Genomic DNA, 24,663 nt, shown 5'->3' with positions numbered 1-24,663 from the left:
AGACGGCGCCGATGTGGGGGGCCGTGTCAGGGCCAGGAACGGTGCGGTCTGCCGGACGTGTGCGAGCGGGGGGATCGTGAGTCCAGGTCAGTTCCTGTCCTGGATTCCGCATCCCCGAGCCCCGACGTCGCTACGTCGCCGCGCCCCCACGCCCTCACGCCCTCACCGTCCCCCCGTGCCCCTCGTACCGAAAGGCCCGCCATGACCTCCGTCCTCCGCCCGGACCAGCGCGTCCGCAAGGCCGAGGAGGCCCGGCCCCCGACAGCACCGGCCCTCGCGTCGAACGCGCCCGCACCCCTCGCGCGGCCCGCACCCCTCGCGCGGCCCGCGGCGCCCGCCCGGCCCGAGCGCCCCGCCCTCGCCCTCGTCGCCGCCCTGCTCGGCTTCACCGTCATCACGGTCGACGTGTCCGCGGTGAACATCGCGCTGCCCGGCATCCGGGCCGACCTGCGCGGCGGCATGACGGGACTGCAGTGGGTCGTGGACGCGTACACGCTGATGTTCGCGGCGCTGATGATCTCCGCGGGTGCGCTCTCGGACCGGACGGGGGCGCGGCGCGCGTACGCCTGGGGGACGGCCCTGTTCGCCCTGGCCTCACTGGCCTGCGCGCTCGCGCCCGGCATCGGGTGGCTGATCGCGGCGAGGGTGGCGCAGGGCGCGGCGGCGGCGGTCGTCATGCCCGCCTCGCTCGCGCTGATCCGGCAGGCGTACGACGACCCGCGGCGCAGGGCCCGCGCCATCGCGCTGTGGACGGTCGGCGGCTCGGTCGCGATGGCCGCGGGGCCCGTGCTCGGCGGGGTGCTGTCCGAGACGGTGGGCTGGCGCGCGGTGTTCCTCCTGAACCTGCCGGTGGGCGCGCTGATCCTGGCGCTGCTCGCCCGGGTCGCGCCGTCCCCGCGCCGCCCGGCACCGCTGGACGTGCCGGGCCAGCTCACCGCCGTCCTGGCCCTCGCCGGACTCGCGTACGCCGTCATCGAGGGCGGCCACGCGGGCTGGACAGACCCGGCCGTCCTGGTGGCGCTGGCGGTCACGGCCGCCGCCGGGCTCGCCTTCCACGCCGCCGAGAAGCGCCACCGCGCCCCCATGGTGCCGCTGCCCCTGCTGCGGCGGCGCGAGGTCGGCGTCTCCCTCGCGGTCGGCTTCGCCGTGAACGCGGGCTTCTACGGAGTGGTGTTCCTGCTCGGCCTGTACTGCCAGGAGCTGCTCGGCATGTCGGGCATCACGACGGGCCTGATGTTCGTGCCGCTCGCCGTCCTCATCACCTCGACGAACCTCGTCTCGCCGCGCCTCGCCGAGCGCGTCGGCCGCCGCCCGGTCATCGTGACCGGCCAACTCATCCTCGCGGCCGCCATGTTCGCGCTTCTTCCGCTCGCCGCGGACACACCCCTGTGGCTGGTCCTGCTGCTCCTCGCCCCGACCGGCGTCGGCGGCGCGCTCGCCGTCCCCGCGCTCACGGCCCTGCTCCTCGACACGGTCCCCGGCCACCGCGCGGGCACGGCGTCCGGCCTCCTCAACTCCCTGCGCCAGACCGGCGGAGCCCTGTCGGTGGCCCTGTTCGGCGCCCTCATCGGTGGCGGTGACGGCGGGTCCGGCTTCGCGGTGGCGGGGATGCGGCAGGGGCTCGTGGTGGTCGGCGTGACGCTCCTGGTGACGGCGGGGCTCTCGGGGCGGTTGCTGCCGCGTACGGAAACGGCGAAGCCGCCCACCCGCAGGCGGACGGCTTCGCCCGGAGGCCGGACCGGTCCCCGCTAGCAGTTGCCCTTCGCCGGCTTCCCCGCGAACCGCTCCGCCAGCCACTGCGCCGCCAGCGGCGACTGCGTGATGACGCCGGTGACGTGCTCACCGAGCGGGACGGTGTGCCACTCCACGTTCGCCTTCCGCGCGCACCAGTCCTTGCGGACCTGGGTGCCGACGCCGTACGGGATCAGCTCGTCGGCGAGGGCGTGGTAGAGGTACACCGGTGCGTCGGGGGCGCGGGTGCCGACCCGGGACTCGCGCAGGCGCTGCTGCCAGTCCGGCTGGTCGAGGGGGTTCTTGACCGTCAGGTCCTTGATCCGCTTGAACGAGCCGAGGACCGCCCCGTCCGCCACGCAGCTGTTGCGCAGCGCGCCGATGAGCGCCTTGCCCGCCGGGTTCAGGTACGAGTCCAGCTTCAGCTCGGGGAACGCCGCGTTCTGGCCGATCGCCGCCATGAAGATCAGGCCCGAGCCGTACGAGCCGTCGTTGAACGCGGCGACCTTCTCCAGGTCCCCGGGCACACCGCCGGTCGCCGTGCCCTTGACCTTGAGTTCGGGGGCGTACGAGCCGTGGAGCTCGGCCGCCCACGAGGAGGCCTGACCGCCCTGCGAGTAGCCCATGATGCCGACCGGCGAGTCCTTCGACAGGCCCGCCCCGGGCAGCCGGATCGCGGCGCGCGCGGCGTCGAGGACCGCCTGGCCCTCCGCCCTGCCCACCGTGTACGTGTGGTCGCCGGGCGTCCCGAGGCCCTCGTAGTCGGTCACGGCGACCGCCCAGCCGCGCAGGGTCAGCTGCTGGATGAGGTTCGCCTCCATCGTGGTGCCGCGGGGGAACCCGGCGCTCGGCGCGCAGTGGTCGCCGACGCCGACCGTGCCGACGGCGTACGTGATGAGCGGGCGCGGGCCCGTGCGGCCGTCCTGCGGCACGATGACCGTGCCGGAGACGGTGTTCGGCGCGCCCTTCGCCGTGGTCGAGCGGTAGTGGATCTTCCAGGCCTTGGTGTTCGTGGGCTGGCCGGGCAGCGGGTGGAAGGCGCTCGGCTCGGAGCTGACGATGTCGCCGGGGGCGGCGGCAGGGGCCCGGTCCTCGGCGGCGCCCTTCGTGTCCTGCGCGTGCGCGGTGGTCGTGAGGGTCGCGGCCGCCAGGCCCGCGGCGGCCACGAGGGCAACGGCTCTGAAGCTGGTGGGTAGGTGCATGCGGCTCTCCCAACTGTTCGTGGGGGAAAGAAAGGTCGAGCGGGTCGAGGGAGACAGCGGGTCGAGGGAGAAGAGCGGGTCGAGGGAGAAGAGCGGGTCGAGGAAGAAGAGCTCGGGTACAGGCGTCGACCGTAGTGACTCCTGAGTAAGTTCCGGCCTGACGGGAACGCTCAGCTTCGTTGACCTGGTGTATCAGCCCCGGCCGCACGCGGCGGTGAACCGGCCCCGGCGGCGTCCGGCGCGTCGGCCCCCTCGGCTCCCGCAGTCCTGTTCACCCCGCCCTGTTCACCCCGCCCTGTTCACCCCGCCCTGTTCACCCCGCCCTGTTCACCCCGCGCGCTCCTGCCCGCCCGGCGCCTGCGCCCGGTACGCCCCCGGCGTGGTCCCCGTCCACCTGCGGAACGCCCGGTGGAACGCCGTGTCCTCGGAGAAGCCGAGCCGCGCCGCGAGCCGCGCGATCGGCTCGCGCCCCTCCACGAGCCCCGCGATCGCCGCGTCCCTGCGCACCGCGTCCTTCAGCCGCTGGTACGACGTCGACTCCTGCGCGAGCCTGCGGCGCAGCGTCGCCGGGCTGACCGCGAGCCGCGCCGCGATCTCGCCGAGGGACGGAAGGCGTGGCGAGTCCCGCAGCGCCACGGCGAGCGCCCGCCGTACCTGCTCGGCGACCGTCGTCCCGTACTCCCGCCGCGAGAGCAGGTCGAACGGGGCCCGGCTCAACATCGCCGTCAGCGCGTCCTCGTCCCGCACCAGCGGCGCGGCCAGCCAGTGCGGGGCGAGCCCGGCACCCGTGCGTTCCGCGCCGAACCGGACGGGGCAGCCGAACAGCTCCTCGTACTCGTCCTTGTGCGGGGGCGGCGGATGCCCGAAGTCGGCCCAGCGCAGCTCGATGCGGCGGCCGATCAGCCAGCTGCACAGCCGGTGCCAGATGATGACCAGGCACTCGGCGAGGAAGAAGTCCTGGTCGAGGTCGTTGCGCACGGTGAAGACGACGCCGTCGTCCGTGCGGGTCAGGGCGAGGTCGGGGCCGCCGGGGAACAGCCCGTAGAACGTCACCCCGCGCTCCATCGCCGCCCCCAGATCGCGGCAGCCGAGCGCGGCGTAGCACATCATCGCGAACGTCCCCGGCCTGCTCGGCGACGAGCCGAGCCCCAGGAACTCGTCGTCCGTCGCTCGGTACAACTCCCGGAAGAGGCGGGCGAACTGAGGGGCCGTCACCCTCGCCCGGTCGTCCCCGAGCAGCAGCGGCGGTATCTGCGCGGCCTGCAGCAGCGGCACGGTGTCGACGCCCGCGCGCTCGGCCCCGCGCAGCACGGCCCGCACATGGTGCACGGTGATCGTCCGCCTCGCCATGGCGTCGACGGTAGCTGGCGGGGGCGCGGACAAGAAGGGGGGGCGGGGGTGCGCGGCGGACTCAGTGGATCTCGTACCGCTCGTGCGGAATGGCGCGGTCCCAGACGGCTTCGAACGCGTCCGCGCATTGCTTGACGATGACCGGCTCGGAACGCAGCTCCATGGCCGGGTCGGCCCAGTTCCCGTCACCGGTGAAGTGGTTGAACAGCACGCGCGTCCCGTCGAAGATCCACAGGTCGGCGCCCGGCAGCATCAAGTCGACCGCACGGGGCCGGGGCAGCCACCTGACCTGTTCCCCGGCTGCGGCATTGACGACGGCCCCGGCGTGCTCGTAGCGGATGTAGTCGGTGACCGGTTCGGAGACGATCCGCGCGCGGCGCACGACCACGCCGCGGGCGACCGCCCCGGAGATCATGTCGACCCAGGGCGCCCAGTACGCCGAGCCGGGGTCGACGTCCCGACGGCCGGTTCGTAGCCAGGAATGGAAGTCCTCGGCCTCGTCACCGACGGCGTACTGGTCCCGCATCTCCAGGTGCACCGCCGAGCGCTGCGCGGCCTCGAAGAGTTCGTCAAAGCTGAGTGTGTTCCGGGGCATCGCGGGGCTCCTCCAACTGTCATGATCGCTCGGTCCTTTCACGCCTCACCGCGCCCCTCCGGCGCGTGCCGCCCGATGGGCGTGCACGGAAGCACTCTGAGCCGCCTTCCACGCCCGGCGCATGTGGTTGCCGACGGCGCAGTAGTGCGCCGTCCGGCAGGAGGGGCAACCCCACAGGTGGCCAAGGTAGTTCCGGTAGAGCTTCGTCGCCTGTTCGTCGAGGTCGGGCGTCGTGGCGTTCACGGGGCCACCGTCCGCAGTGGGTCGGCCGTCAGCAGGAGTGCGGCCAGGTGGACGGGGGCGCACAGGTCGCCGGGCGCCGACGGCGGGACCACCCACCGGGTCAGCGTCGTGAGGGGGTGGCCGAGGCGGGGCACGCCGAGGAGAGTGTGCGTGCTGAGTCGTTCCTCGGCTCCGTGCCACGCGGCGTCCGTGGCGACGAGGACGTAGTACGGGCCGCAGGCGCTGCGGACGTCACGGATGACGGGGCCGTCGAGCCAGTCGGCCAGGAACACCGCGACCGCCCCCGGCTCGTCGCTGCCCACGGCGGCGTGGACTCGCTCGGCGGGGACGCGGATCGCGTCGAAGCGGCGGCCGAGGGGGAGCAGGGCGAGGCCTTGGCGGGCCCATGCGAGGTGGACGGTGTCCGGGTGGGGGTCGGCTCCTGCGAGCCAGGCGGCGATCGAACCCTCTCCACGATCGGACGAGATGCGTTCTACGGCATTCATGGCGACACCACTCCCACTACGCTGAGTTGCTGTTCATTACTCCTTGACAGTAGGCAGTGGTGATCGCCGCCAGAAGTGACCGTAGGTACGGGTAAGGGCCCGTTCGAGGCGGGCAAGGGGGCATCATGGAGCACCGCGCGCGGCCAACCCTGACCGGTGGTCGGGGAATGCCCGAACGCGCCCGCGCGGGCATCGTCTCGGGGTACGTCTTCCGCGTGATCCGTGAGCAGTTGGGGCACACGCAGGACGGCTTCGCCGAAGCCTTCGGAGTTTCGCCCGACACCATCGCCGGCTGGGAGTCGGGGCGGCGCCCGCTCACGTCGGTACCGGTCGGGCAGATGTTTGTCCACCGGCACCGGATGATGCGCATGGGCGCGGCAGCCAAGCTGCTGACTGCCCTCGACCGGGCCATGGAGGCCGACGTCCTGCTGGCCGACGCCCTCGATGACGAGGCGGCCACCGACGCCAGCCCCCTGGGCGCCTGGGTCATGCAGCGAGACCTCGTCGAGGTACTGACGTGGCCGCTCAACGGCGTCGCGCCCGCATCCGTACGGAACCTCCCCACGCCGTCGCGTCCCCGCCGCGGCCCCGTACCGACGGCGCCGGAACTGGCCCCGGATGACCGTGCCCGATTCTTCACCCGCATGCGCCAGACAGCCGAACAGGCCCGGGGCGGCAGCGACTTCCTGCTCCGGCGGCAGGCCTTGTACCTCGCCGGGTTCGACCGGGCCGCCGACACCTCCGAGTGGCTGGCCCACCAGCAGCGACTCGAACGGCCGGATGACTGGCTGAGCCGCTGGCTCAACTCCCGTTCCGTCGCCGCCTTCGAGGCCCGCCAAGGCGACCGAGGCCGGATGACGCATTTCATCACCCGCACCCTCGGGGACGACGACACGGCCGAGGCGGCGAACCTGAACTACTGGGCGTACTGGATCGGGGAGGCGACTCACATCCAGTTGTCGGACGACTTCATCGCCTCGCCGACGCCTGGTCCCTGGCAGGGCGACCGTCTTCTGGCCCACCTGGTCCGCGGGCTCACTCCCCGACACGGGTTCTTCGACCTCAACGTCCACACGCTGTGGACACTCGTGGCCGTGCGCCCGAAGTTGCTGCGCACGCCGTCGGCCGCGAGCGCCGCCCTGCGCGAGCGACTCCCCGTGATGTTGGATGACTTGCAGCTCGCCCCGCAGGCTCGGCGTGAGCTGGAGGGCATTCGGTACGCAATCCGCCTCGCCGAGGCGTGAAAGGGGACACCGTGGCTGACCAGGACCTGAAAGAGGTCGCCCACTTCCTGTGGGAGGCGGGCACGCTGAAGTCCGCGCGCCGGACGGGCTGGTGGATGGCGGGCGTTCGGGACCCCGAGAGCGTGGCCGAGCACGCGTGGCGAACATCCGTCATCGCCTCCGTCATCGCGACGCTGGAGGGCGCCGACGCGGCCCGAGCGGCTCACATGGCGGTGTGGCACGACTCCCAGGAGACACGCACGGGCGATGTGAACCACCTGGGCAAGAAGTACGCGGCCCCAGGAGACGCCGAGGCGGTGACCGCCGACCAGACGGCCGGGATGCCCGAGGTCCTGCGCACCGCTGTGCGCGCCCTGGTCGCCGAGTACGAGGCGAAGGAGTCGCCCGAGGCCATCTGCGCGCGTGACGCCGACAAGCTGGAGTGCATGCTCCAGGGCCTGGAGTACAGAGGCCAGGGATACGCCAGCGCGCAGCGGTGGATCGACAACAGCCGCGCCCGCATCGTCACGGAGTCCGGGCAACGGCTCGCTGATGAACTGCTGGCCCAGACGCCGCTCGACTGGCTTCGCGCAGCCATGGGCGAAAGGGCCTGAGCCCGGCCGCCCCGACACCCCCTGAGCACCCCGGCCAACACCGCTGACGTTTCCCGTCATCCCACCGGGCCCCCGCCCCTCCCTAGCGTCGAACCATGACTCCCCCTCCCGCGCCGCCGCAGGCCGAACGCCCCCGGACCCTGTCCGTCCTCGCGGAGTGGGCGGCCGACCGCCACGGCGGGCTGCCCGCGCTGCGGTTCAAGCGGGGCGGCGGCTGGCGGGAGGTGTCGTACGAGGGGCTGCGCGCCGCCGTGCGCGACGTGGGCCGTGCCCTCCTCGGCCTTGGCGTCGTCCCCGGCGACCGCGTGGCCATCCTCGCCGAGACCCGCGTGGAGTGGACGTACGCCCACTTCGGGGCCTTCGCCGCGGGCGCGGTCGTGGTGCCGGTGTACCCGACGGCGGGCGACGACGAGGTGACCTGGGTGCTCGGCGACTCCGGGGCCTCCGTGGTGCTCTGCGAGGACGCGGCCCAGGCGGCGAAGGTGGAGCGGCTGCGGGGAAAGCTGCCGGGGGTGCGCCGGGTGGTGGTGATGACGGGGGCGGAGGCGTACGCGGGAGCCGCACCCGGCGCCACCGACGTGCTGCCGGACCAGGCCGATGCGCCGCCGGACCAGGCCGATGCGCCGCCGGACCGAACCGACGCCCCGGCCGACGACCTGCTCGCCCGCGCCCACGCCCGCACCCCCGGCGACCCCGCCACCATCATCTACACCTCCGGCACCACCGGACCCCCCAAGGGCTGCGTCCTCACCCACGGCAACATCGGCGCCGTCCAGGACGCCTCGCTGCCGCTGATCGAGGGCGGACCGGGCGACGCCACGTACCTCTACCTGCCGCTCGCCCATCTCCTCGCGCAGCTCATCGAGTTCACCACCCTCATCGAGGGCGGCACGCTCGTGTACTTCGGCGGCCGGATCGAGGACGTCGTCGCCGAGCTGGCCGAGGTGCGGCCCACGCACCTGCCGTCCGTGCCGCGCCTGTTCGAGAAGGTCCACTCGGTGGTGCTCTCGCTCGCCGAGTCGCAGGAGGGCGGGCGCGAGCGGTTCGAGGAGGCGGTACGGATCGGGGTGCTCGCGGCCGACGGGGCCCTGCCCGACGAGCTCCGCGACGCGTACGAGGCCGCCGACAAGACCCTGTACGGGCCGGTCCGGCAGGCATTCGGCGGGCGCGTGCGGTGGGCGCTGACCGGCGGCGCGCCGATCGCCCCGCACGTCCTGGACTTCCTGCGGGCCTGCGGCATCCGGGTCTTCGAGGGGTACGGGATGACCGAGTCCGGCGGCGTCATCAGCCTCAACCACCCGGGTGCCGTGCGGTACGGATCCGTGGGGCGGCCCGTCGCGGGCTGCGAGGTGCGCATCGCGGACGACGGCGAAGTGCTCGCCCGCGGCGCCAACGTCTTCCCCGGCTACCACGCCGACGAGCCCGCCACCCGCGCCGCCCTCGACGACGAGGGCTGGCTGCACACCGGTGACCTGGGCGCCCTCGACGAGGACGGCTATCTGCGCATCACCGGCCGCAAGAAGGACCTCATCATCACCTCGGCGGGCAAGAACCTCACCCCGTCCCTGACCGAACTCGCCATCCAGGCCTCCCGGTTCGTCTCCCGCGCGGTCATGGTGGGCGACCGGCGGCCCCACCCCGTCGCCCTGATCACCCTCGACGCGGAGGAGGTCGCGGGCTGGGCGTCCCGGTCGGGCCTGACCCTCACCGAGCCGGTGTCGGCCGACCCGAGGGTCCGCGCCCTCGTCCAGGAAGCGGTCGACGCGGCGAACGCACAGGTGTCGCGTCCGGCGATGATCCGGACATTCGCTGTCCTGGATGAGGACTTCTCGGTGGCGGACGGGCTCCTGACGCCGAGCCTGAAGGTGCGGCGGCGTGCGGTGGTGGAGCGGTACGCGGGGGTGGTGGAGAGGCTGTACGCGGGGGAAGCCGGCTAGGGGACGCCCACGAGGCGCAGCAGCGCCGTCGCCCCCGCCGCGCCCACCACGACGAACGCGAACGGGGCGCGCCGCCACGCGAGTACGCCCCCGACCAGCACCCCCAGCGGGCGCGCCCAGCCCGCGAACCCCTGCCCCTCGGTGAGCGCACCGGTGGCGAGCAGCGCGACGAGCAGCACGGTCGCGCCGACGGTCAGCAACTCCTGTACGCGGACGGGCAGTTCGAGGCGGCCGTGGAGGAGGGGTCCGGCCAGGCGGAAGGCGTAGGTGCCGGCGGCGAGGACGAGGACGCAGAGGAGGTAGGCGTTCATGAGGGGGTTCCCGGGGAGGCGGGGGCGGGCTCGGCAGCGGGACCTTCGAGGGCCTCGGTCTCGACGTGAGTCGGGGCCTGGGCGGCCTGGGGCGGGGCGGCCTGGGCCTGGGCGGCTTGGGCCCGGGCGGCCTGGGCCGGGGCTGCCTGGGCCGAGGTCGGGGCCGCGCCCGTCACCGCGGCCGTGGAGGCCGTCCTCCGGCCCGACCCCCTCCGCATCGCCACGAGCCCCAGCAGCGCGAGCAGCACCGGCGCCCCTGCGGGCAGGACCGGCGTGGCCGCGACGGCGATCACCGCGCCGAGGGCCCCGGCGCGGCGCGCGTTGCCGCTGTCCCGCAGGGCGGGCATGACCAGGGCGAGCAGCACCGCGGGGAACGCGGCGTCCAGCCCGAACCGTCCGGTGTCGCCGAGCGCCGACCCGGCGAGCGCGCCCGCGAGCACGCTCACGTTCCACGCGGCGAAGAGGCCGAGCCCCGATATCCAGAACGCGGCTTTCCGGCTCCTCCGGTCCGGCTGGGCGAGGACGAACGCCGCCGTCTCGTCGGTGATCAGGTGCGCGCCCACGAGGCGTGCCGCCCAGGACCGGCCCAGGCTGTCGGCGACGGCCAGGCTGAAGGCCGCCGTACGGGAGTTGAGCAGCAGCCCGGTGGCCGCGGCGGCCGCGGCGCCGCCGCCACCCGCCAGTACGGCGACGGCGCTGAACTGGGCGGAGCCCGCGTACACGAGCAGGGACATGGCGACCGGGACCCAGAGCGGCAGGCCGTCCGCGACGGCGATCGCGCCGAAGGAGACGCCGACGACGAGGTCGGCGGCCCAGACGAGGGCGATGTCCCGCAGGACGCCCGGGGGCAGGTCGGAGAGCCGGACGAACCCCGTCGTTCGGTCTGCGGGGCCATCCGTTCGGTGTGGCGAACGCATGCCGCGTAGCATGGCCAGATCGGGAAGCGTTCGTCAAGCCGAACGATTGGTACCCTGTGCCGAACGGAATGGCCCGCGCGCGAGCGGGCGCCGGAAGGGGTCCGGGGCGTGAGGAGTCCAGGACGTGAAGGGTTCGGGATGCGGCGGGTCCAGGGCAGGGGCTGCCCTGGTCATGGCTGATCCGGAAGCCGAAGAGCGCAGGGGAGCGGAGCGCACCGCATGACCGAAGACGACAAGGCCGCCGCCACGCCTGCGCGGCTGCCGAGGGAGTGGATCGCCGCCGCCCTGCGCCGGGAGCGCACCCGGGCCGGCCTCTCCCTCTCCGAGCTGGCCAAACGCGCCGGAATCGCCAAGTCCACGCTCTCCCAGCTGGAGGCGGCCACGGGCAACCCGGGCATCGAGACGCTCTGGGCGCTCGCGGTGGCCCTCGGCGTGCCGTTCAGCGTGCTCGTCGAGTCACCGGGCCCCGCCGTGACGGTGATCCGCGCGGGCGAGGGCCCGACGATGCGCGCCGAGCAGGCCTCGTACGCGGGCACGCTCCTTTCGGCGGGCCCGTCCGGCGTGCGGCGCGACATCTACCACGGCGCGATGGAGCCGGGCTCCGTGCGCGAGTCCGAGCCGCACATCCCGGGCTCGGTGGAGCACCTGATCGTCAGTACGGGCCTGCTGTCCGCGGGCCCGGACGGCGAGAGGGTGGAGCTGCGCCCCGGTGACTACATGTCGTACCGGGGGGATGTCCCGCACGCGTACGAGGCGTTGGCGCCGGGCACGACGTTCGTCCTGGTGATGCAGCACGTGTGAGGCGTCCGGCGCGTGCGTCCCGCGTGCGTTCAGCCCCTCCGTCGCCTCGGCTCCAGCAACTGCTCCCGCAGCGCGGTGAGTTGGTGTGACGTGTCGACGGCCCGCGCCTCGTCCAGCGTGGTCAGCGCGAGGAGCAGCACGTCCGCGACGACGAGAGCGGTGAGCGCCTCGGTGGTGATCCCCGTCGGCGTGTGCGGTGCCGTGAGCACGGCGTCCACCGTGGCGCCGTAGGTCTCCGCCAGCTCGTCCGTCACGAGGACGACCCGCGCTCCCACGGCCCGCGCCCGGTCGATGAGCACCGCCAGCTCCGGCAGGGCCCGTCCGGGCTGGAAGATGACGACGGCGTCGCCCCGCCGCAGCGCCAGTAGGTCGTCGGCGAGCGTGAACCCGGTCGCCCCCACGTGCCGCGCCCGCCGCCCGATGCGGCCGAGCGCCAGCGCCAGGTGTCGCGCGGCCAGTTCGGACGCGGCGACGCCGAAGCAGTGGATCTCGCCCGCTTCGGCGAGCGCGCCCACCGCCGTGCGCAGCGCCTCGTCCGAGGTGAGACGGCGGGCGTGCCCGATGCGGTCCTGGGCCTCGTCGAACACCTCGTCCCAGATGCCGCCGAGGTCCCGCCCCACGTGCGCGATGCGCTGGGCGAGCCGCACCTCGGGCGCGACGCTGGAGGTGAAGTCGGCCGTGAGGTCGCGCTTGAGCGCGGGCAGGCCCGCGTACCCCAGGCGCTGGAGGGCCCGGACGACCGTGGCGTTGCTCGTCCCGCTCGCCGACCCCAGCTCCTGCGCGGACGCGAAGAGCAGCGACTCGGCGGGCGCCCCCGCCAGATACTGCGCCACCGCGCGCTCGGACGCGGACAGCGTCTCCCACTGGTCCCGCACGGCGGCCCGCAGCCGCGCGAGCCCCCCGGCGGCACCGTCCCCGGCGGGCCCCGGGGCGCCGCTGCCGCCGTCACCGGCAAGCCCCGGCGCACAGCCCCCGCCGCCCGCGGCACCCTCCTCGCCCTCGCGCGACCCTGAAATCTTCATTACAGCTCTTGACTCCCCTGTGATGCCCGTTACTCTCCTGGACTACGCATTCCAAGGAGAGAGAGTTCCGTAACCGACGTTACAGGACGGCGGCCCCGGGGACCTCTCCGTCGCGAGGAGAAGCATGGCACCGCGCACCACCCCCGCACGCCCGACCGACCCGCTCGGGGCCGACCCGTCCAGAACGCTCCCGGTCGTCGAGATCTCCGGCACCCCCACCGCCCGCGGCCGCCAGTACGGCGAGGCGGTCCGCCCCCAGCTGCACACGGCGCTCGCCTACTACGAGGCCGCGTTCGGCCAGTCGGCCGGGCTGACCTGGGACCAGGTGACGGACCGGGCCGCCCGCTGGCTCAAGCCGGTCGAGGGCCACGCGCCGCACCTCGTCGAGGAGATGCGCGGCATCGCCGAGGGCGCGGGCGTCGGACTCCTGGACGTCCTCGCCCTGAACGCCCGCGGTGAGGTGATCTACGACCGGTCGTTCAAGGACATGGCCACCCCGGGGGTGGGAGGGGCGTCCTCCGGTACGGCGGAAGAGCCCCCCGACGGCTGCACCTCCTTCGCCGCCTACGGCGAGGCCAGCGGCGACGGCCACGTCTACGCCGGCCAGAACTGGGACTGGCGGGCCTCAGTCGCCGACACCGTCGTGATGCTGCGCGTCGTCCAGCCCCCGAAGCCCACCCTGATCATGCAGGTGGAGGCCGGCCAGATCGGCCGCCAGGGCGCCAACTCCGCCGGGATCGCGCTCAACGCCAACGGCCTCGGCGGCCGCTTCAGCGACGCGGTCGGCCTGCCGCAGACCGTCGTACGGCGCGACGTCCTGGACCGGCACGTCATCACCGACGCCGTCGACGTGCTCTGCCGCACCCGCGCCCACATCGCCTCGAACGCCCTGCTGACCTGCCGCGAGGGCTTCGCCATCGACCTGGAGACGACGCCCGCCGGACACGGCTGGATGTATCCGACCGACGGACTCCTCGTGCACGGCAACCACTACCAGGCCGGAGTCCCCGCCGCCCTGGCCGCCGAGTACCGCCCGATGTCCCCGGACTCGCTGATCCGCGTCCCGCGCGCCGAGCAGGGCCTGCGCGCCCTGCGCGCCGCCACCGGGCCCGACGAGTCCCTGAAGATCATCAAACAGGCCATGTCCGACCACCTGGGCCACCCCGAGTCGCTGTGCACCCACCCCGACCCGCGCCGCCCGCCCCTCAAGCACTGGGCCACCCTCGTCTCCTCCTGCGTGGACCTGACCACCGGCGACTACCGCGTCACCGCGGGCACCCCCTGCGACCGCGACTACCAGCACCTCCCGTGGAACCTCTACGACGGCCCGTACGGAGAAGCCAGATGACCACGAAGCGCCCGAAGCGGCCCCCGCGCCCCGGCCCCCGCGCCGTCGGCGCCGGATGTGCCGCGCTCGCCCTCCTCGCCACCGCGGGCTGCGCCGGAGCCGACACCTCCGCCCTCGGTGGCAAGCCCGCCGACGCCGCGAAGCTCAAGCTGTCCCCGACCACCCCGCCCGCGCGCGGCCAACTCGACCGCGCCGACTGGCTCCTGGAGGACGAGCCGGACTCGCTCGACCTCGACACCCAGGGCACCAGCGCGGGCCGCGTCGTCCTCACGAACGTCTGTGAGCGGCTCTACCAGCTCCAGCCCGACATGAGCGTCAAGCCGTTCCTCGCCGAGAAGGCCCGCACGCCCGACGACCGCACCCTCGTCCTGACCGTCCGCGACGGCGTCACCTTCCACGACGGCTCGAAGCTCACCGCCGCCGACGTGCTGTGGAGCCTGAAGCGGCACGCCGATCCGGACATGGAGCAGGCCGACGAGTTCGGCAATGTGAAGAGCATGGAGCGGACCGGCCCGCGCGAGATCACCGTTCGTTTCAAGGAGCCCGACGCGCTGTTCACCAAGGCGCTGGCCGGGGACGCGGGCATCGTCTGGAACCCGCGTCGAGTAAGGGCGGCCGGGCAGGAGTTCGGCACCCCGGGGCACGGCGACGCCTGCTCGGGTCCGTACCGCCTGAAGAGCTGGAAGTCCGGCGACTCGCTCAGCATCGAGGCGTACGACGGGTATTGGGGCAAGCGGCCGCTGACCCGCCGCGTCGACTTCCGCTGGGCCTCCGACAGCGCCTTCGTGAACGCCCTGAAGACGGGCGCCGCCGACGGTGCCTACGCCGAGTCGCCCAACACCGCCGCCGCCCTGCGCACCACCAAGGGCCTCAAGCAGTACTACGGCCCCTCCACCGCCTCCCTCGCCCTGATCCCGACCGCCCGCGGCGGCCTCAAGGCCCCGGCGGTCCGGCGCGCCCTCTCCCTCGCCCTGGACCGCGAGGGCATCGCGAACTCCGGTTACGGCGGGCTCGTACAGCCGTGGGCGTCACCGGTCGGGGCGGGCTCCTGGGGGTACGAGAAGGAGCACTTCGCCGCCGCCCAGCGGAAGTTGACGGCCCTGGCGCCCGTCTCGCCCACCGCCGACGACCTCGCCGAGGCCAAGCGGCTGGTGAAGGAGGCGGGCGCGCCCGACGACCCGATCGTCATCGGCACCGACAGCAGCCAGGGCCGCACGGTCGTCGCCAACGCCACCCGCGCCGCCCTCCAGCGCATCGGCCTGAAGGCACAGATCAAGACGGTGCCGCCGGCCCAGTTCGAGGAGTTCTACAGCGACCCCGGCGCCCGCGCCGACATCGACGCCCTCGTCGGCGACTGGTACATCTCCAAGTCCGACCCCATGGGCTTCTACGACAACGGCCTGTCCGACTCCTCCAACAACTGGGTCGGCTTCAAGGACGCCACGTACGACCGTCTGACGCGCCGCGCCCTCGCCACGCTCGACGACGAGCGCCGGGCCAGGATCACCACCGACATCCAGCGGCGGTTCGTGGCCGCGGCCGTGTGGATCCCGGTGGCGCAGGTGCCGACCGCGCTCGTCCTCAGCGACAGGCTGACCGGACCGCCCGCGTCCCAGGGGTACCTCTACTACCCGTGGGCCGCCGAGCTCGGCCCGCGAAAGGCCGGGTGAGCCCCATGGCACTGCGCCTCGTCCTCCGCGTCGGCCGCCGGATCAGCGGTGTGCTCGCGACGCTCCTCGCCGCCTCCTTCGTCATCTTCGCCGCCGTGTACGCGGCGCCGGGCGACCCCGCGGTGTTCCTCGCGGGCGGCCGCGACAAGCTGACGCCGGAACGGCTCGCGCAGGTGCGCGCCGAGTACCACCTGGACGAGCCCCTGTTCGTCCAGTACGGCCGCTGGCTGTGGGACTGCGTCCACCTGGACCTCGGCCGCTCCTTCAAGTACAGCGACCAGGTCGCCGACCTGGTGGCCGCCCGCTTCCCCACCACTCTCCAACTCGTCCTGTACGCCACCGTCCTGTTCGTCGTCCTCGGCGTGGGCGCGGGCGTCCTCGCCGCCGTGAAGCGGTCCACGTGGGTGGACTCGGCGGTGGTGGGCGCGACGACGCTCGCCGCCTCCGTGCCGTCGTTCGTCGCGGCCATCGCCCTGGTGTCGTTCTTCGGGGTGCGGCTCGGCTGGTTCCCGGTGACGGGGAGCGGGTCGGGATTCCTGGACACGGTCCGCCATCTCACGCTGCCCGCCCTGTCGTTGGCGCTCGGCGCGCTCGCCCTCGTCAGCCGGGTCACCCGGCAGGCGATGGTGGACGCGGCGGCCTCCGACCACGTGGAGGCGGCCCGCGCCTCCGGAGTCCCCGAGCGGGACATCGTCCGCAGGCACGTCCTGCGCAACGCGCTCGGCCCCATCGTGACCATGTGCGGCCTCGTCATGGCGGGCATGCTCGCCGGGACCGTCGTCGTGGAGACCGCGTTCGGCCTCAGCGGCATCGGCTCGCTGCTCGTCGGCGCCATCAACACCCATGACTTCCCCGTCGCCCAGGCCGTCCTGCTGCTCATGGTCACCGGATACATCGTGGTCACGACGCTCGTGGACGCCGTCCATCCGCTGCTCGACCCCCGCGTCCAAGGAGCGGCCCGATGACCGCGATCCCCACCGAAGCCCCAGCCCCAGCCTCGGACCCCGCCCCGGCCCCGGCCCTCGCGGCCGTCCGCGGCCGCCGCCCCGTCGGTGTCCTCGTCGCGGGCACCCTCCTCGCCCTGGTCGTCATCGCGGCCGTGTGCGCCCCCCTGCTCGCGCCGTACGCCCCCGACACCATCGACCTCTCCTCCTCCCTCGTCGGCACCGGCCGCGACCACCTCCTCGGCACCGACTCCTCCGGCCAGGACCTGCTCTCCCGGGCGCTGTACGGAGCCCGCAGCAGCCTCGTCGCCCCCCTTGCCCTGCTCGCCGTCGCCGGCGTCCTCGGCGTCAGCCTCGGCGTGCTCGCCGCGTGGCGCGGCGGCTGGGTCGACGTCCTCGTCTCCCGCCTCACGGACGTGATGTACGCCTTCCCCGGCCTGCTGTTCACCGTCCTGATCATCGCGGTCTTCGGCGCCGGCATGACGACCTCCGTCCTCGCCCTCGGCCTCGCCTTCACGCCGACCGTCGCCAAGTACACGCGCTCCCTGGCCCTTTCGGAGGCCCGCAAGCCGTACGTCGACGCCTACCGCGTCCAGGGCATGGGCGGCCCGCGCATCTGCGCCGCCCACGTCGTCCCGAACCTGGCCCGCGCCGTCCTCGGCTACCTGGTCGTCCTCTTCGGCGAGGCCCTGATGTCCCTGGCGACCCTCTCCTACCTGGGCTTCGGCGCCCAACCTCCGTCCTCGGACTGGGGCCTGATGGTCCAGGAGGGACAGACCGCGATCGTCCAGGGCGCGCTGCTGCCCGCACTCGTGCCCGGCACGGCCATCGCCCTGGTGGTCGTGTGCTTCAACGTCGTCGGCGTCTGGGCCGCCGACCGCCTGGGGAGGCAGTGATGAGCGAGAACTGTTCCGGAGGTACGTCGGCTTCGGTGCCCGAGGCCGGGGTCGCGGCGACGGCCGAGGCTGCTCCGGTGGCCGAGGCCGTGGCGGTGCCCGACGCCGCGGGGGTGCCCGACGCCTCGGCGGCTCCTGGCTCCCTGCGGAGAGCGGGGCGGGAACGGGGGCCGGGCCCCGCCCTGCTGGAGATCGCGGACCTGACCCTGCGGCTTCCCGGCGCCGCCCGCCCGGTCCTCGACTCGGTGTCCCTGACCGTCGCGCCCGGCGAAGTCGTGGCCCTGGTGGGGGAGTCGGGGTCGGGCAAGTCGACGACGGCGAAGGCCGCCCTCGGGCTCTTCCCGGCCGGGGCGGTGGCCTCCGGTTCCGTACGTTTCGACGGCACGGAAGTCCTCGGCCTCACCGGCGAACGCCTGCGCGCCCACCGCGCGGACGGCGTCGCCCTGGTCCACCAGGACCCGCGAGCCGCCCTCAACCCGGTGCGGCGCGTCGGCGACTTCCTGGTCGAGCGCGGCGCGAGCAGGTCGGAGGCGGTCGAACTGCTCGCCTCCGTGGGGCTCGCCGACCCGGCCCGCCGGGTGCGGCAGCGGCCGCACGAGATGTCCGGCGGGATGCTGCAGCGCGTCGTCATCGCGGGCGCGCTCGCGGCCCGGCCGCGGCTGCTCCTCGCCGACGAGGCGACCAGCGCGCTCGACGTCACCACCCAGGCCGACATCCTCGCCCTCCTGCGCGCCCTGCGCGCCGAGCACGGCCTCGCTCTCCTCTTCATCACCCACGACCTGCACCTGGCGGCCGCGTACAGCGATCGCGTGTACGTCATGTACGCGGGCCGCGTCGTCGAGTCCCGCACGGCCTCGGCTCTCTTCACCGCTCCCGCCCACCCCTACACCCGGTCCCTCCTCACCTGCTCCCCGACCCTGAGCGACACCCCCGCCCCCCTCCACCCCATCCCGGGCCGCCCCCCGTCCCTCTCGGACACCTTCCCGGGCTGCCCGTTCGCCCAGCGCTGCCCCGACGCCGAGGAAGGCTGCGAGACCTGGCTCCCGGCCCCGGCCCCCCTCCCGGACGGCGGCACGGCGGCCTGCGCCCTGCTGCTCGATCCCCCTGTGGGCCCAGCCCCGTCCCACGGCGCCGACACGGACAAGGTGAGCCACGCATGAAGTCGGACCTCCTCCAGGCGGACGGCCTGAGCAAGACCTACCCCCTGTCAGGCGGCGGCTCCCACCGGGCCGCGTCCGACGTGACCTTCACCGTCCCGCCGGGCGGAGCCCTCGGCATCGTGGGCGAGTCCGGCTCGGGCAAGACAACCGTGGCAAGAATGCTCGTGGGCCTGGTCCGCCCGGACCACGGCACGATCACGGTGGCGGGCAGGGCGAGGCCTCCGCGCCCTCCGAGGGGCAGAGCGGCCCGCCTGGCCAGGGCGAGGGAGATCCAGATGGTCTTCCAGGACCCCTACGTCTCCCTGGACCCCCGCCTGACGGCGACGCAGTGCCTCCGCACGGCCCTGCGCCTGCACGGCAGGAGCGAGGCGAAGGCGCCGGAGCTCCTGGACCGGGTGGGCCTCGGCGCGAGGGAGGCGGACGCCCGCCCGAGGGATCTGTCGGGCGGTCAGCGTCAGCGCCTGGCCATCGCGCGGGCCCTGGCCGTGGACCCCAGGATCCTCGTCCTGGACGAGGCGGTGGCGGCGCTGGACGTGTCGATCCAGGCCCAGATCCTCCAGCTCCTGGCGGAGATCAGGGCGGAGACGGGGGTGGCGCTGGTGTTCGTGAGCCACGACCTGGCGGTGGTGCGGCACGTGACGGAGGAGGTCCTGGTGATGCGCGGGGGCACGGTGGTCGAGCGGGGCCCGACGCCCCGGGTCCTCTCGTCCCCCGAGGACCCGTACACCCGCCTCCTCCTGGCCTCCGTACCCACCGAGGGCTGGGACCCGACGGCCGCGGCCCGCGCCCGCGAGTCCCTGTACCCGACGTAGCCCTCGCGGGGCTCCCCGGTCCCGCCCTTCTCCGGCTGTGTCACTGTGCGGCTCCGCCGCGCGGGGCCCCGGGGTGCGGGCTGAAAGGGGCCGTGGCGCGGGCCCGTGGAGCGTCGGCAGGGCGCGGCGCTTCGGACCTGAAGGTGCCGGGCTACTGGGCGGGCCCGGGTGAGGGTTCGGGCGAGCGGGTGGGAGAAAGCCCGCCCGGCGCTTGAGAACGAGGCGCGCAGCGCCGACACGAGGGCAACGCTTTCGGGGCTGAGGTGCCGGGCAGCTGGCCGGCGGGGGCAAGTGCAGGTGGGTGGGAGAAAGCCCGCCCGGCGCTTGAGAACGAGGCGCGGAGCGCTGGCACGAGGGCAACGCTTTCGGGGCTGAGGTGCTGGGCAGCTGGCCGGCGGGGGGGCATGTGCAGGTGGGTGGGAGAGAGCCTGTCCGGCGCTTGAGGGCGAGGCGCGCAGCGCTGGCACGAGGGCAACGCTTTCGGGGCTGAGGTGCTGGGCAGCTGGCCGGCGGGGGGCATGTGCAGGTGGGTGGGAGAGAGCCCGTCCGGCGTTTGAGGACGAGGCGCGCAGCGCTGATCCACGCCCACCAAGGCGCCCCCGCCAGAAGAAGGCGCCCCCGCCAGAAAAAGGCAGGAGCCCCGCTGCCCCCACGAACGTGGGGGCGCAGGGCTCCTTGGGTACTGCTTCCGTTCCGGATCAACCCACCGCGATCAGGCGGGGGTGACGTTCTCCGCCTGCGGGCCCTTCGGACCCTGCGTGACGTCGAAGGTCACGGCCTGGTTCTCCTCGAGGGAGCGGAAACCGCTGGCGTTGATCGCGGAGTAGTGAACGAAGACGTCGGGGCCTCCGCCTTCCTGGGCGATGAAACCAAAGCCCTTTTCGGCGTTGAACCACTTCACGGTTCCGGTAGCCATAAGCCCTCCTTGGGCCAAAGGGTTGCCCTGCTCCAGAACCTGCGATTGTTGAAACAACTGCAAAAGTCTGAAAACGACGAGAGCCCGCGGGTCACATGCTCCGCAGGCTCTGTACTGCAAGGGAAACCAAACTGCAACTTGCGGTGAGCTTAGCACGCAGGCACCGGGAAGCAATAGGGATCAAGATCACGTCACCCGGAGGTTTGATGTGATCTCAAGGAGGGTTGACGAGGGGCGGCCCGGGCCCCCGGCGACAGCGCCGCGCCACGACGGGGCTAGCCTCACCGATGTGGACAATTCTCCCGCTGACACCTCGGACGGGGGGGCCTCGGACGGGGCCGCCCCAGCCCGCACCGCGAGGCCGCGCGTCGGCCACATCCAGTTCCTGAACTGCATGCCCCTGTACTGGGGCCTGGCCAGGACCGGCACTCTGCTCGACTTCGAGCTCACCAAGGACACCCCGGAGAAGCTCAGCGAGCAGCTGGTGCGCGGGGATCTCGACGTCGCCCCGGTGACCCTCGTCGAGTTCCTGAAGAACGCCGACGACCTCGTCGCCTTCCCCGATCTGGCCGTGGGATGCGACGGCCCGGTGATGTCCTGCGTGATCGTGTCGCAGGTGCCCCTGGACCGCCTGGACGGGGCGCGGGTCGCCCTCGGCTCGACCTCGCGCACGTCCGTGCGCCTCGCCCAGCTGCTGCTCGCGGAGAAGGTCGGCGTACGGCCCGACTACTACTCGTGCCCGCCCGACCTCGGTCTGATGATGCAGGAGGCGGACGCCGCCGTCCTCATCGGCGACGCGGCGCTGCGCGCGAACCTCATCGACGGCCCGCGGCTCGGCCTGGAGGTCCATGACCTGGGCCGGATGTGGAAGGACTGGACGGGCCTGCCGTTCGTCTTCGCGGTGTGGGCGGCGCGGCGCGACTACCTGGCGCGCGAGCCGGAGGTCGTACGGGAGGTGCACCAGGCGTTCCTCTCGTCCCGGGACCTGTCCCTGGACGAGGTCGCGAAGGTCTCGGAGCAGGCGGCGCGCTGGGAGGCCTTCGACGCGGGCGTGCTCGAGCGGTACTTCACGACGCTGGACTTCCGCTTCGGCGCGCCACAGCTCGCGGGGGTGGCGGAGTTCGCCCGGCGTGTCGGCCCTTCGACGGGGTTCCCGGCGGACGTGAAGGTGGAGCTGCTGAGGCCGTAGAGCCCCACCCGTGGCCGGCCCGTGCCCAGCCCTCACCCGTGGCCGGGCCCGTGCCCTGCGGCGTGCGCCCGCCGGGATCCGAACGGGGCTCACGCGCTCGGCACGGGCCCTTTCATGTGCTCGCTGATCCACTGGATCGGCCCGTCCGCCATCGCGGGCACGTACGAGCGGGCGTTGTGGCCGCCGCCCTGGATGACGTTCAGACGCGTCTTGACCGGGCCCTTTCCGTACTCCTTCATGAACGCCCGCAGGTTCGCCTGGCCGGATTCCGCCGTCCCCACCTGGAAGGCGATGTCGACCTCGGGGCCGCCGCGCGCGGTCAGGCGCCGGGCGAGCCGCCCCGGGTCGTTGGCGAGCCGCTCGGCCTCGTGGCCCCGCCACAGGGGTGAGTCGGGCACCGTGTCGGGCCCGCTCGCGATGACCGTCCGGAACCGGTCCGGGCGCTTGAGGACCGACTTGAGGCCCACGAATCCGCCCGAGGAGGAACCCATGAAGGCCCAGCCGTCGCGCGAGTCGAAGGTGCGGAAATTCGCCTTCACGAAATCCGGTACGTCCTCCGTCATCCAGGTGCCCATTCGCGGCTGCCCCGGTATGTCACTTCCGTCGTAATAGAACTTGTCATCGGGATTGAGAACGGGCATCACGACGACGAACGGCAGGCTTTTTCCCTGCCGTGACCACTTGGCGATGGAGCTCTCCAGCTTCAGGTCCGTGCCCATCCAATAGTTATTGGGATAGCCGGGGCCGCCGGGCAGCGCGATGAGGACCGGGAAGCCGCTGCGCGCGTACTTCGGGTCGAAATACTGCTTGGGCGCCCAGACCCATACCTTTCCGGTGAACCCCGACTTCTTGCCGCGCAGGGTCGTCACGCCGATCTTGGTGCCGTCCTCAAGCGTGCTTTCCGTGGTGAAGTCCGCCCGCGGCCCCGTCGGCATGCGGCTGCCGTCGGCCTTCGCCCGCTGGGCGGCTCCCGTGCTCCCGGACGCGGACGCCTTCGGGTCGTCGAACCTCACCGGCTCGGGCTTGTCGGACGAGCAACCGGTGAGGGGCACGGCTGCCATCGCGGCGGCGGCCGTGAGGGCGGCGAGGCGGGTGGCGGGACGGGAGGCTGGACGGATGGCGGGGCGGACCGGGCGGCGGTTCATGGCGCTCCAGGGGATCGAGGAGTCAGGCGGACGGGGAGGTCGGAGAGGTCGAGAAGCGGGGCAATCCAGGTGGGCGTACACGGGCAATACGGTCATTTACGGATGGATAGATGGCGCCGGGGTGCGGAGCGTTCCCGTCCGCGCGCCCGTGTGCCCCACCGCATTACGCTGGCCGTCGACACGGGCACGCGGCGGACACCGGCGGACGGCCGGGGGCACGGACCGGCGGGCGCCATGTGGGCATGCGATCAGCGCGTCTGGGGGAGGCCTTCGCCGTGCACCCGCTCGAAGCGGACGAACCCGCCGTCATCGGCCCCTACCGGCTGCTCGGACGCCTCGGCGCCGGCGGCATGGGACGTGTCTACCTGGGCCGCAGCGCCGGTGGCCGCACCGTCGCCGTGAAGGTCGTGCACCCGCACTTCGCCCTCGACGAGGAGTTCCGCGCCCGCTTCCGGCGCGAGGTCGACGCGGCGCGGCGGGTCGGCGGCGACTGGACCGCCCCCGTCCTCGACGCCGACCCGGAGGCGCCGGTGCCCTGGGTGGCGACGGCGTACGCGGCCGGTCCTTCCCTGACCGAGGCCGTGCGGGACGGCGGCGCGCTGCCCGAGCACTCCGTCCGGGTCCTCGGCGCGGGCCTGGCCGAGGCCCTCGCACACGTCCACGGCCTCGACCTGGTCCACCGCGACGTGAAGCCCTCGAACGTCCTGCTCACCATGGACGGGCCCCGCCTCATCGATTTCGGCATCGCCCGCGCCACCGACGGCACCGCGTCCCTCACGTCCACGGGCGTCTCCCTCGGCTCGCCCGGCTACATGTCCCCGGAGCAGATCCTCGGCAAGGGCGTCAGCGGCGCTGCCGACGTCTTCTCCCTGGGCGCGGTCCTCGTGTACGCGGCGACCGCGGGCACCCCTTTCCCCGGCGACTCCTCCGCCGCGCTGCTCTACAAGGTCGTCCACGAGGAGCCCGAACTCGGCGCCCTCACCGGCGACTTCCACGACCTGGTGGCGGCCTGCCTCGCCAAGGACCCCGCCGCCCGCCCCGCCCCCGCCGACCTGGCCCGCCGCCTCGCCCCCGAGGGCGCGGCACCGCTGGTGGCGGCGGGCTGGCTGCCCGGAGCCGTGGTGGAACGGGTGAGCCGGAGCGCGGTGCGCCTGCTCGACCTGGAGGTGGATCACCGAGGCGACGCGGGCACCGGGACCGGGCCGGGCGCCGCGCCGGTGCCGCTGTCGGGGCCGGTGCCGTTCACGGCGGAGAGCGCGGGCTCGGGGGCCGGGGCCGGGGCTGGGGCTGGCGTCGGGACCGGGGCTGTGGCCGGGGTGTTCGGGCCGCCGGATGCTTCGTACGGGCAAGGGGGCCTCTCGGCGCAGTCGGCACCGCTGACGTCGCAGGCACCACCGATGCCGTCAGCACGGGCGGCCCAGTCGGCCCCGCAGGGCTTCCCGGCGCCGTCGGCCGCGCACGACGAGAGGAGCGCGCCCGCGCCGCACGGCGGAGGGACGCCCGCGGCGTCCGAGGCGGGGCCGGCCGACGCACCGCCCTCCGGCGGGCTCTCGCTCTCCGTGGCGGCGACCTCGGCGCCCGCACGGCCCGACGGCCGGGGGCGCAGGGTGAGTTGCACGGTCGCGCTCGCGGTGGCCGGGGCGCTCGCGGCGGTCACGGTGGGGTCGGTGTTCGTGTTCAACCTGCTGCCGGGGGGCGACGGCGGCGCCAAGGACTCGGCGGGGAAGCAGCCGAGCGCGACGGGCGGCGCGGGGGACTCGGCGCTCGAAGGCGCTGTGCCCGCGCGCTACCTCGGCAAGTGGCGCGGGAAGGCATCGGCGCGCGACGGCCTCGTACCGCTCGGCACGTTCGACGTGACCGTGCGCCAGGTGCCGAAGGCGGGGGACCGCATCGGCGCGGTGACGCAGACGGACCTCATCGGCGACACGTGCGTGGACAACCTGACCCTGAAGTCGGCCTCGGCCAAGGAACTCGTCGCCACCGGCGTCGGCGACAAGTCCAACCCGAGCCAGTGCTCCCAGGCCACCCACACGGTGCGGCTGCGACCGGTCGGGTCCTCCGAGCTGCAGTACACCTCCGAGGACCCGAAGGCGGGGGATCCGGCGGCGCGGCTGAAGAAGGTCGGGTGAGGGCCCGCGGCGGCTCCCGGACG

General features: G+C 73.6%; 22 protein-coding genes and 1 pseudogene. 13 read left to right on the top strand and 10 right to left on the bottom strand.

Features of this window, described 5'->3' with window-relative positions:
* The first annotated feature begins 201 nt into the window (after positions 1 to 201).
* Positions 202 to 1,752: an MFS transporter gene (locus QUY26_RS16230; protein WP_289947243.1), complete on the top strand. Its 1,551-nt coding sequence runs from the start codon at positions 202 to 204 to the stop codon at positions 1,750 to 1,752.
* Here the strand turns inward: QUY26_RS16230 and QUY26_RS16225 are convergent.
* The 5 genes from QUY26_RS16225 to QUY26_RS16205 all read right to left on the bottom strand — a co-directional run bounded on the left by QUY26_RS16225 (position 1,749) and on the right by QUY26_RS16205 (position 5,606).
* Positions 1,749 to 2,933, bottom strand: a complete 1,185-nt coding sequence (locus QUY26_RS16225; protein ID WP_289947241.1) for a lipase family protein — start codon at positions 2,931 to 2,933, stop codon at positions 1,749 to 1,751. The genes QUY26_RS16230 and QUY26_RS16225 overlap by 4 nt on opposite strands.
* A gap of 327 nt (positions 2,934 to 3,260) precedes the next feature.
* A complete protein-coding gene (locus tag QUY26_RS16220; protein ID WP_289947240.1) occupies positions 3,261 to 4,283 on the bottom strand; it encodes an AraC family transcriptional regulator in 1,023 nt (340 codons plus the stop codon).
* Between the two features lie 61 nt (positions 4,284 to 4,344).
* Positions 4,345 to 4,878 carry a DUF6879 family protein gene (locus QUY26_RS16215; protein WP_289947239.1) on the bottom strand — a complete coding sequence of 178 codons (534 nt, stop codon included), beginning with the start codon at positions 4,876 to 4,878 and terminating at the stop codon, positions 4,345 to 4,347.
* A gap of 45 nt (positions 4,879 to 4,923) precedes the next feature.
* Positions 4,924 to 5,121 (bottom strand): hypothetical protein, encoded by a 198-nt coding sequence (locus tag QUY26_RS16210; protein WP_289947237.1) that lies wholly within the window; start codon positions 5,119 to 5,121, stop codon positions 4,924 to 4,926.
* Positions 5,118 to 5,606 (bottom strand): hypothetical protein, encoded by a 489-nt coding sequence (locus QUY26_RS16205; protein ID WP_289947236.1) that lies wholly within the window; start codon positions 5,604 to 5,606, stop codon positions 5,118 to 5,120. Before QUY26_RS16205 ends, QUY26_RS16210 begins: the two co-directional genes overlap by 4 nt.
* Before the next feature lie 167 nt (positions 5,607 to 5,773).
* Between QUY26_RS16205 and QUY26_RS16200 the strand changes: the two genes are divergently transcribed.
* From QUY26_RS16200 to QUY26_RS16190, 3 genes are all read left to right on the top strand, one after another.
* Complete coding sequence (locus QUY26_RS16200) at positions 5,774 to 6,850, top strand: helix-turn-helix domain-containing protein (RefSeq protein WP_289947234.1); 1,077 nt, start codon at positions 5,774 to 5,776, stop codon at positions 6,848 to 6,850.
* An 11-nt stretch (positions 6,851 to 6,861) separates the two neighbouring features.
* Positions 6,862 to 7,443, top strand: a complete 582-nt coding sequence (locus QUY26_RS16195; RefSeq protein WP_289947232.1) for an HD domain-containing protein — start codon at positions 6,862 to 6,864, stop codon at positions 7,441 to 7,443.
* A 95-nt stretch (positions 7,444 to 7,538) separates the two neighbouring features.
* Positions 7,539 to 9,380, top strand: coding sequence for an AMP-dependent synthetase/ligase (locus tag QUY26_RS16190; protein WP_289947229.1), 1,842 nt, complete (start codon positions 7,539 to 7,541; stop codon positions 9,378 to 9,380).
* Here the strand turns inward: QUY26_RS16190 and QUY26_RS16185 are convergent.
* Complete coding sequence (locus tag QUY26_RS16185; RefSeq protein ID WP_289947228.1) at positions 9,377 to 9,691, bottom strand: AzlD domain-containing protein; 315 nt, start codon at positions 9,689 to 9,691, stop codon at positions 9,377 to 9,379. The two genes, QUY26_RS16190 and QUY26_RS16185, sit on opposite strands and share 4 nt — an antisense overlap.
* Before the next feature lie 188 nt (positions 9,692 to 9,879).
* Positions 9,880 to 10,608, bottom strand: a pseudogene (locus tag QUY26_RS16180) (AzlC family ABC transporter permease); the annotation flags it as partial.
* Positions 10,609 to 10,827: 219 nt separating this feature from the next.
* Here QUY26_RS16180 and QUY26_RS16175 point away from each other — a divergent pair.
* Positions 10,828 to 11,409: a helix-turn-helix domain-containing protein gene (locus tag QUY26_RS16175; RefSeq protein WP_289947227.1), complete on the top strand. Its 582-nt coding sequence runs from the start codon at positions 10,828 to 10,830 to the stop codon at positions 11,407 to 11,409.
* Positions 11,410 to 11,438: 29 nt separating this feature from the next.
* Here QUY26_RS16175 and QUY26_RS16170 read toward each other — a convergent pair whose 3' ends face one another.
* Entirely contained in the window at positions 11,439 to 12,431 is a 993-nt protein-coding gene (locus QUY26_RS16170; protein ID WP_289947226.1) for a MurR/RpiR family transcriptional regulator, read from the bottom strand.
* Positions 12,432 to 12,555: 124 nt separating this feature from the next.
* On the opposite strand from QUY26_RS16170, the gene QUY26_RS16165 reads away from it, so the two are divergent.
* The 6 genes from QUY26_RS16165 (at position 12,556) to QUY26_RS16140 (ending at position 19,261) form a co-directional block, all read left to right on the top strand.
* Positions 12,556 to 13,779: a C45 family autoproteolytic acyltransferase/hydolase gene (locus QUY26_RS16165; RefSeq protein ID WP_289947224.1), complete on the top strand. Its 1,224-nt coding sequence runs from the start codon at positions 12,556 to 12,558 to the stop codon at positions 13,777 to 13,779.
* The gene (locus QUY26_RS16160; RefSeq protein ID WP_289947221.1) at positions 13,776 to 15,449 is read left to right on the top strand and encodes an ABC transporter substrate-binding protein; all 1,674 of its coding nucleotides are present in this window, start codon (positions 13,776 to 13,778) and stop codon (positions 15,447 to 15,449) included. Before QUY26_RS16165 ends, QUY26_RS16160 begins: the two co-directional genes overlap by 4 nt.
* Positions 15,450 to 15,454: 5 nt before the next feature.
* Positions 15,455 to 16,414, top strand: a complete 960-nt coding sequence (locus QUY26_RS16155) for an ABC transporter permease (protein WP_289947219.1) — start codon at positions 15,455 to 15,457, stop codon at positions 16,412 to 16,414.
* Positions 16,411 to 17,289 carry an ABC transporter permease gene (locus QUY26_RS16150; RefSeq protein ID WP_289947218.1) on the top strand — a complete coding sequence of 293 codons (879 nt, stop codon included), beginning with the start codon at positions 16,411 to 16,413 and terminating at the stop codon, positions 17,287 to 17,289. Before QUY26_RS16155 ends, QUY26_RS16150 begins: the two co-directional genes overlap by 4 nt.
* A gap of 95 nt (positions 17,290 to 17,384) precedes the next feature.
* Positions 17,385 to 18,449, top strand: a complete 1,065-nt coding sequence (locus QUY26_RS16145) for an ABC transporter ATP-binding protein (RefSeq protein WP_436840511.1) — start codon at positions 17,385 to 17,387, stop codon at positions 18,447 to 18,449.
* Positions 18,446 to 19,261, top strand: coding sequence for an ABC transporter ATP-binding protein (locus QUY26_RS16140; RefSeq protein WP_289947215.1), 816 nt, complete (start codon positions 18,446 to 18,448; stop codon positions 19,259 to 19,261). The genes QUY26_RS16145 and QUY26_RS16140 overlap by 4 nt, the downstream gene beginning before the upstream one ends.
* A gap of 712 nt (positions 19,262 to 19,973) precedes the next feature.
* Here QUY26_RS16140 and QUY26_RS16135 read toward each other — a convergent pair.
* Entirely contained in the window at positions 19,974 to 20,177 is a 204-nt protein-coding gene (locus tag QUY26_RS16135) for a cold-shock protein (protein ID WP_016645643.1), read from the bottom strand.
* A gap of 376 nt (positions 20,178 to 20,553) precedes the next feature.
* Here QUY26_RS16135 and QUY26_RS16130 point away from each other — a divergent pair, with 376 nt between their 5' ends.
* A complete protein-coding gene (locus QUY26_RS16130; protein WP_289955752.1) occupies positions 20,554 to 21,366 on the top strand; it encodes a menaquinone biosynthetic enzyme MqnA/MqnD family protein in 813 nt (270 codons plus the stop codon).
* An 89-nt stretch (positions 21,367 to 21,455) separates the two neighbouring features.
* On the opposite strand, the gene QUY26_RS16125 is transcribed toward QUY26_RS16130, so the two are convergent.
* Positions 21,456 to 22,511, bottom strand: coding sequence for an alpha/beta hydrolase (locus tag QUY26_RS16125; protein WP_289947210.1), 1,056 nt, complete (start codon positions 22,509 to 22,511; stop codon positions 21,456 to 21,458).
* A gap of 275 nt (positions 22,512 to 22,786) precedes the next feature.
* Between QUY26_RS16125 and QUY26_RS16120 the strand changes: the two genes are divergently transcribed.
* The gene (locus QUY26_RS16120) at positions 22,787 to 24,640 is read left to right on the top strand and encodes a protein kinase domain-containing protein (RefSeq protein ID WP_436840510.1); all 1,854 of its coding nucleotides are present in this window, start codon (positions 22,787 to 22,789) and stop codon (positions 24,638 to 24,640) included.
* The last annotated feature ends 23 nt before the right edge of the window (positions 24,641 to 24,663 follow it).

The sequence above is a fragment of the Streptomyces flavofungini genome (assembly GCF_030388665.1).
GTDB lineage: Bacteria > Actinomycetota > Actinomycetes > Streptomycetales > Streptomycetaceae > Streptomyces > Streptomyces flavofungini_A.
Note: the sequence above shows the minus strand (reverse complement) of the source record. Positions and strands in the feature narration are given on the sequence as shown.

What these genes read in the sequence shown, in the direction of transcription:
- QUY26_RS16175 (WP_289947227.1), top strand. Translation starts at nt 10,828, where the DNA reads ATGACCGAAGACGACAAGGCCGCCGCCACGCCTGCGCGGCTGCCGAGG.
- QUY26_RS16135 (WP_016645643.1), bottom strand. Translation starts at nt 20,177, where the DNA reads ATGGCTACCGGAACCGTGAAGTGGTTCAACGCCGAAAAGGGCTTTGGT.
- QUY26_RS16190 (WP_289947229.1), top strand. Translation starts at nt 7,539, where the DNA reads ATGACTCCCCCTCCCGCGCCGCCGCAGGCCGAACGCCCCCGGACCCTG.
- QUY26_RS16215 (WP_289947239.1), bottom strand. Translation starts at nt 4,878, where the DNA reads ATGCCCCGGAACACACTCAGCTTTGACGAACTCTTCGAGGCCGCGCAG.
- QUY26_RS16205 (WP_289947236.1), bottom strand. Translation starts at nt 5,606, where the DNA reads ATGAATGCCGTAGAACGCATCTCGTCCGATCGTGGAGAGGGTTCGATC.
- QUY26_RS16160 (WP_289947221.1), top strand. Translation starts at nt 13,776, where the DNA reads ATGACCACGAAGCGCCCGAAGCGGCCCCCGCGCCCCGGCCCCCGCGCC.
- QUY26_RS16170 (WP_289947226.1), bottom strand. Translation starts at nt 12,431, where the DNA reads ATGAAGATTTCAGGGTCGCGCGAGGGCGAGGAGGGTGCCGCGGGCGGC.
- QUY26_RS16165 (WP_289947224.1), top strand. Translation starts at nt 12,556, where the DNA reads ATGGCACCGCGCACCACCCCCGCACGCCCGACCGACCCGCTCGGGGCC.
- QUY26_RS16125 (WP_289947210.1), bottom strand. Translation starts at nt 22,511, where the DNA reads ATGAACCGCCGCCCGGTCCGCCCCGCCATCCGTCCAGCCTCCCGTCCC.
- QUY26_RS16225 (WP_289947241.1), bottom strand. Translation starts at nt 2,933, where the DNA reads ATGCACCTACCCACCAGCTTCAGAGCCGTTGCCCTCGTGGCCGCCGCG.
- QUY26_RS16140 (WP_289947215.1), top strand. Translation starts at nt 18,446, where the DNA reads ATGAAGTCGGACCTCCTCCAGGCGGACGGCCTGAGCAAGACCTACCCC.
- QUY26_RS16200 (WP_289947234.1), top strand. Translation starts at nt 5,774, where the DNA reads ATGCCCGAACGCGCCCGCGCGGGCATCGTCTCGGGGTACGTCTTCCGC.
- QUY26_RS16230 (WP_289947243.1), top strand. Translation starts at nt 202, where the DNA reads ATGACCTCCGTCCTCCGCCCGGACCAGCGCGTCCGCAAGGCCGAGGAG.
- QUY26_RS16155 (WP_289947219.1), top strand. Translation starts at nt 15,455, where the DNA reads ATGGCACTGCGCCTCGTCCTCCGCGTCGGCCGCCGGATCAGCGGTGTG.
- QUY26_RS16220 (WP_289947240.1), bottom strand. Translation starts at nt 4,283, where the DNA reads ATGGCGAGGCGGACGATCACCGTGCACCATGTGCGGGCCGTGCTGCGC.
- QUY26_RS16185 (WP_289947228.1), bottom strand. Translation starts at nt 9,691, where the DNA reads ATGAACGCCTACCTCCTCTGCGTCCTCGTCCTCGCCGCCGGCACCTAC.
- QUY26_RS16150 (WP_289947218.1), top strand. Translation starts at nt 16,411, where the DNA reads ATGACCGCGATCCCCACCGAAGCCCCAGCCCCAGCCTCGGACCCCGCC.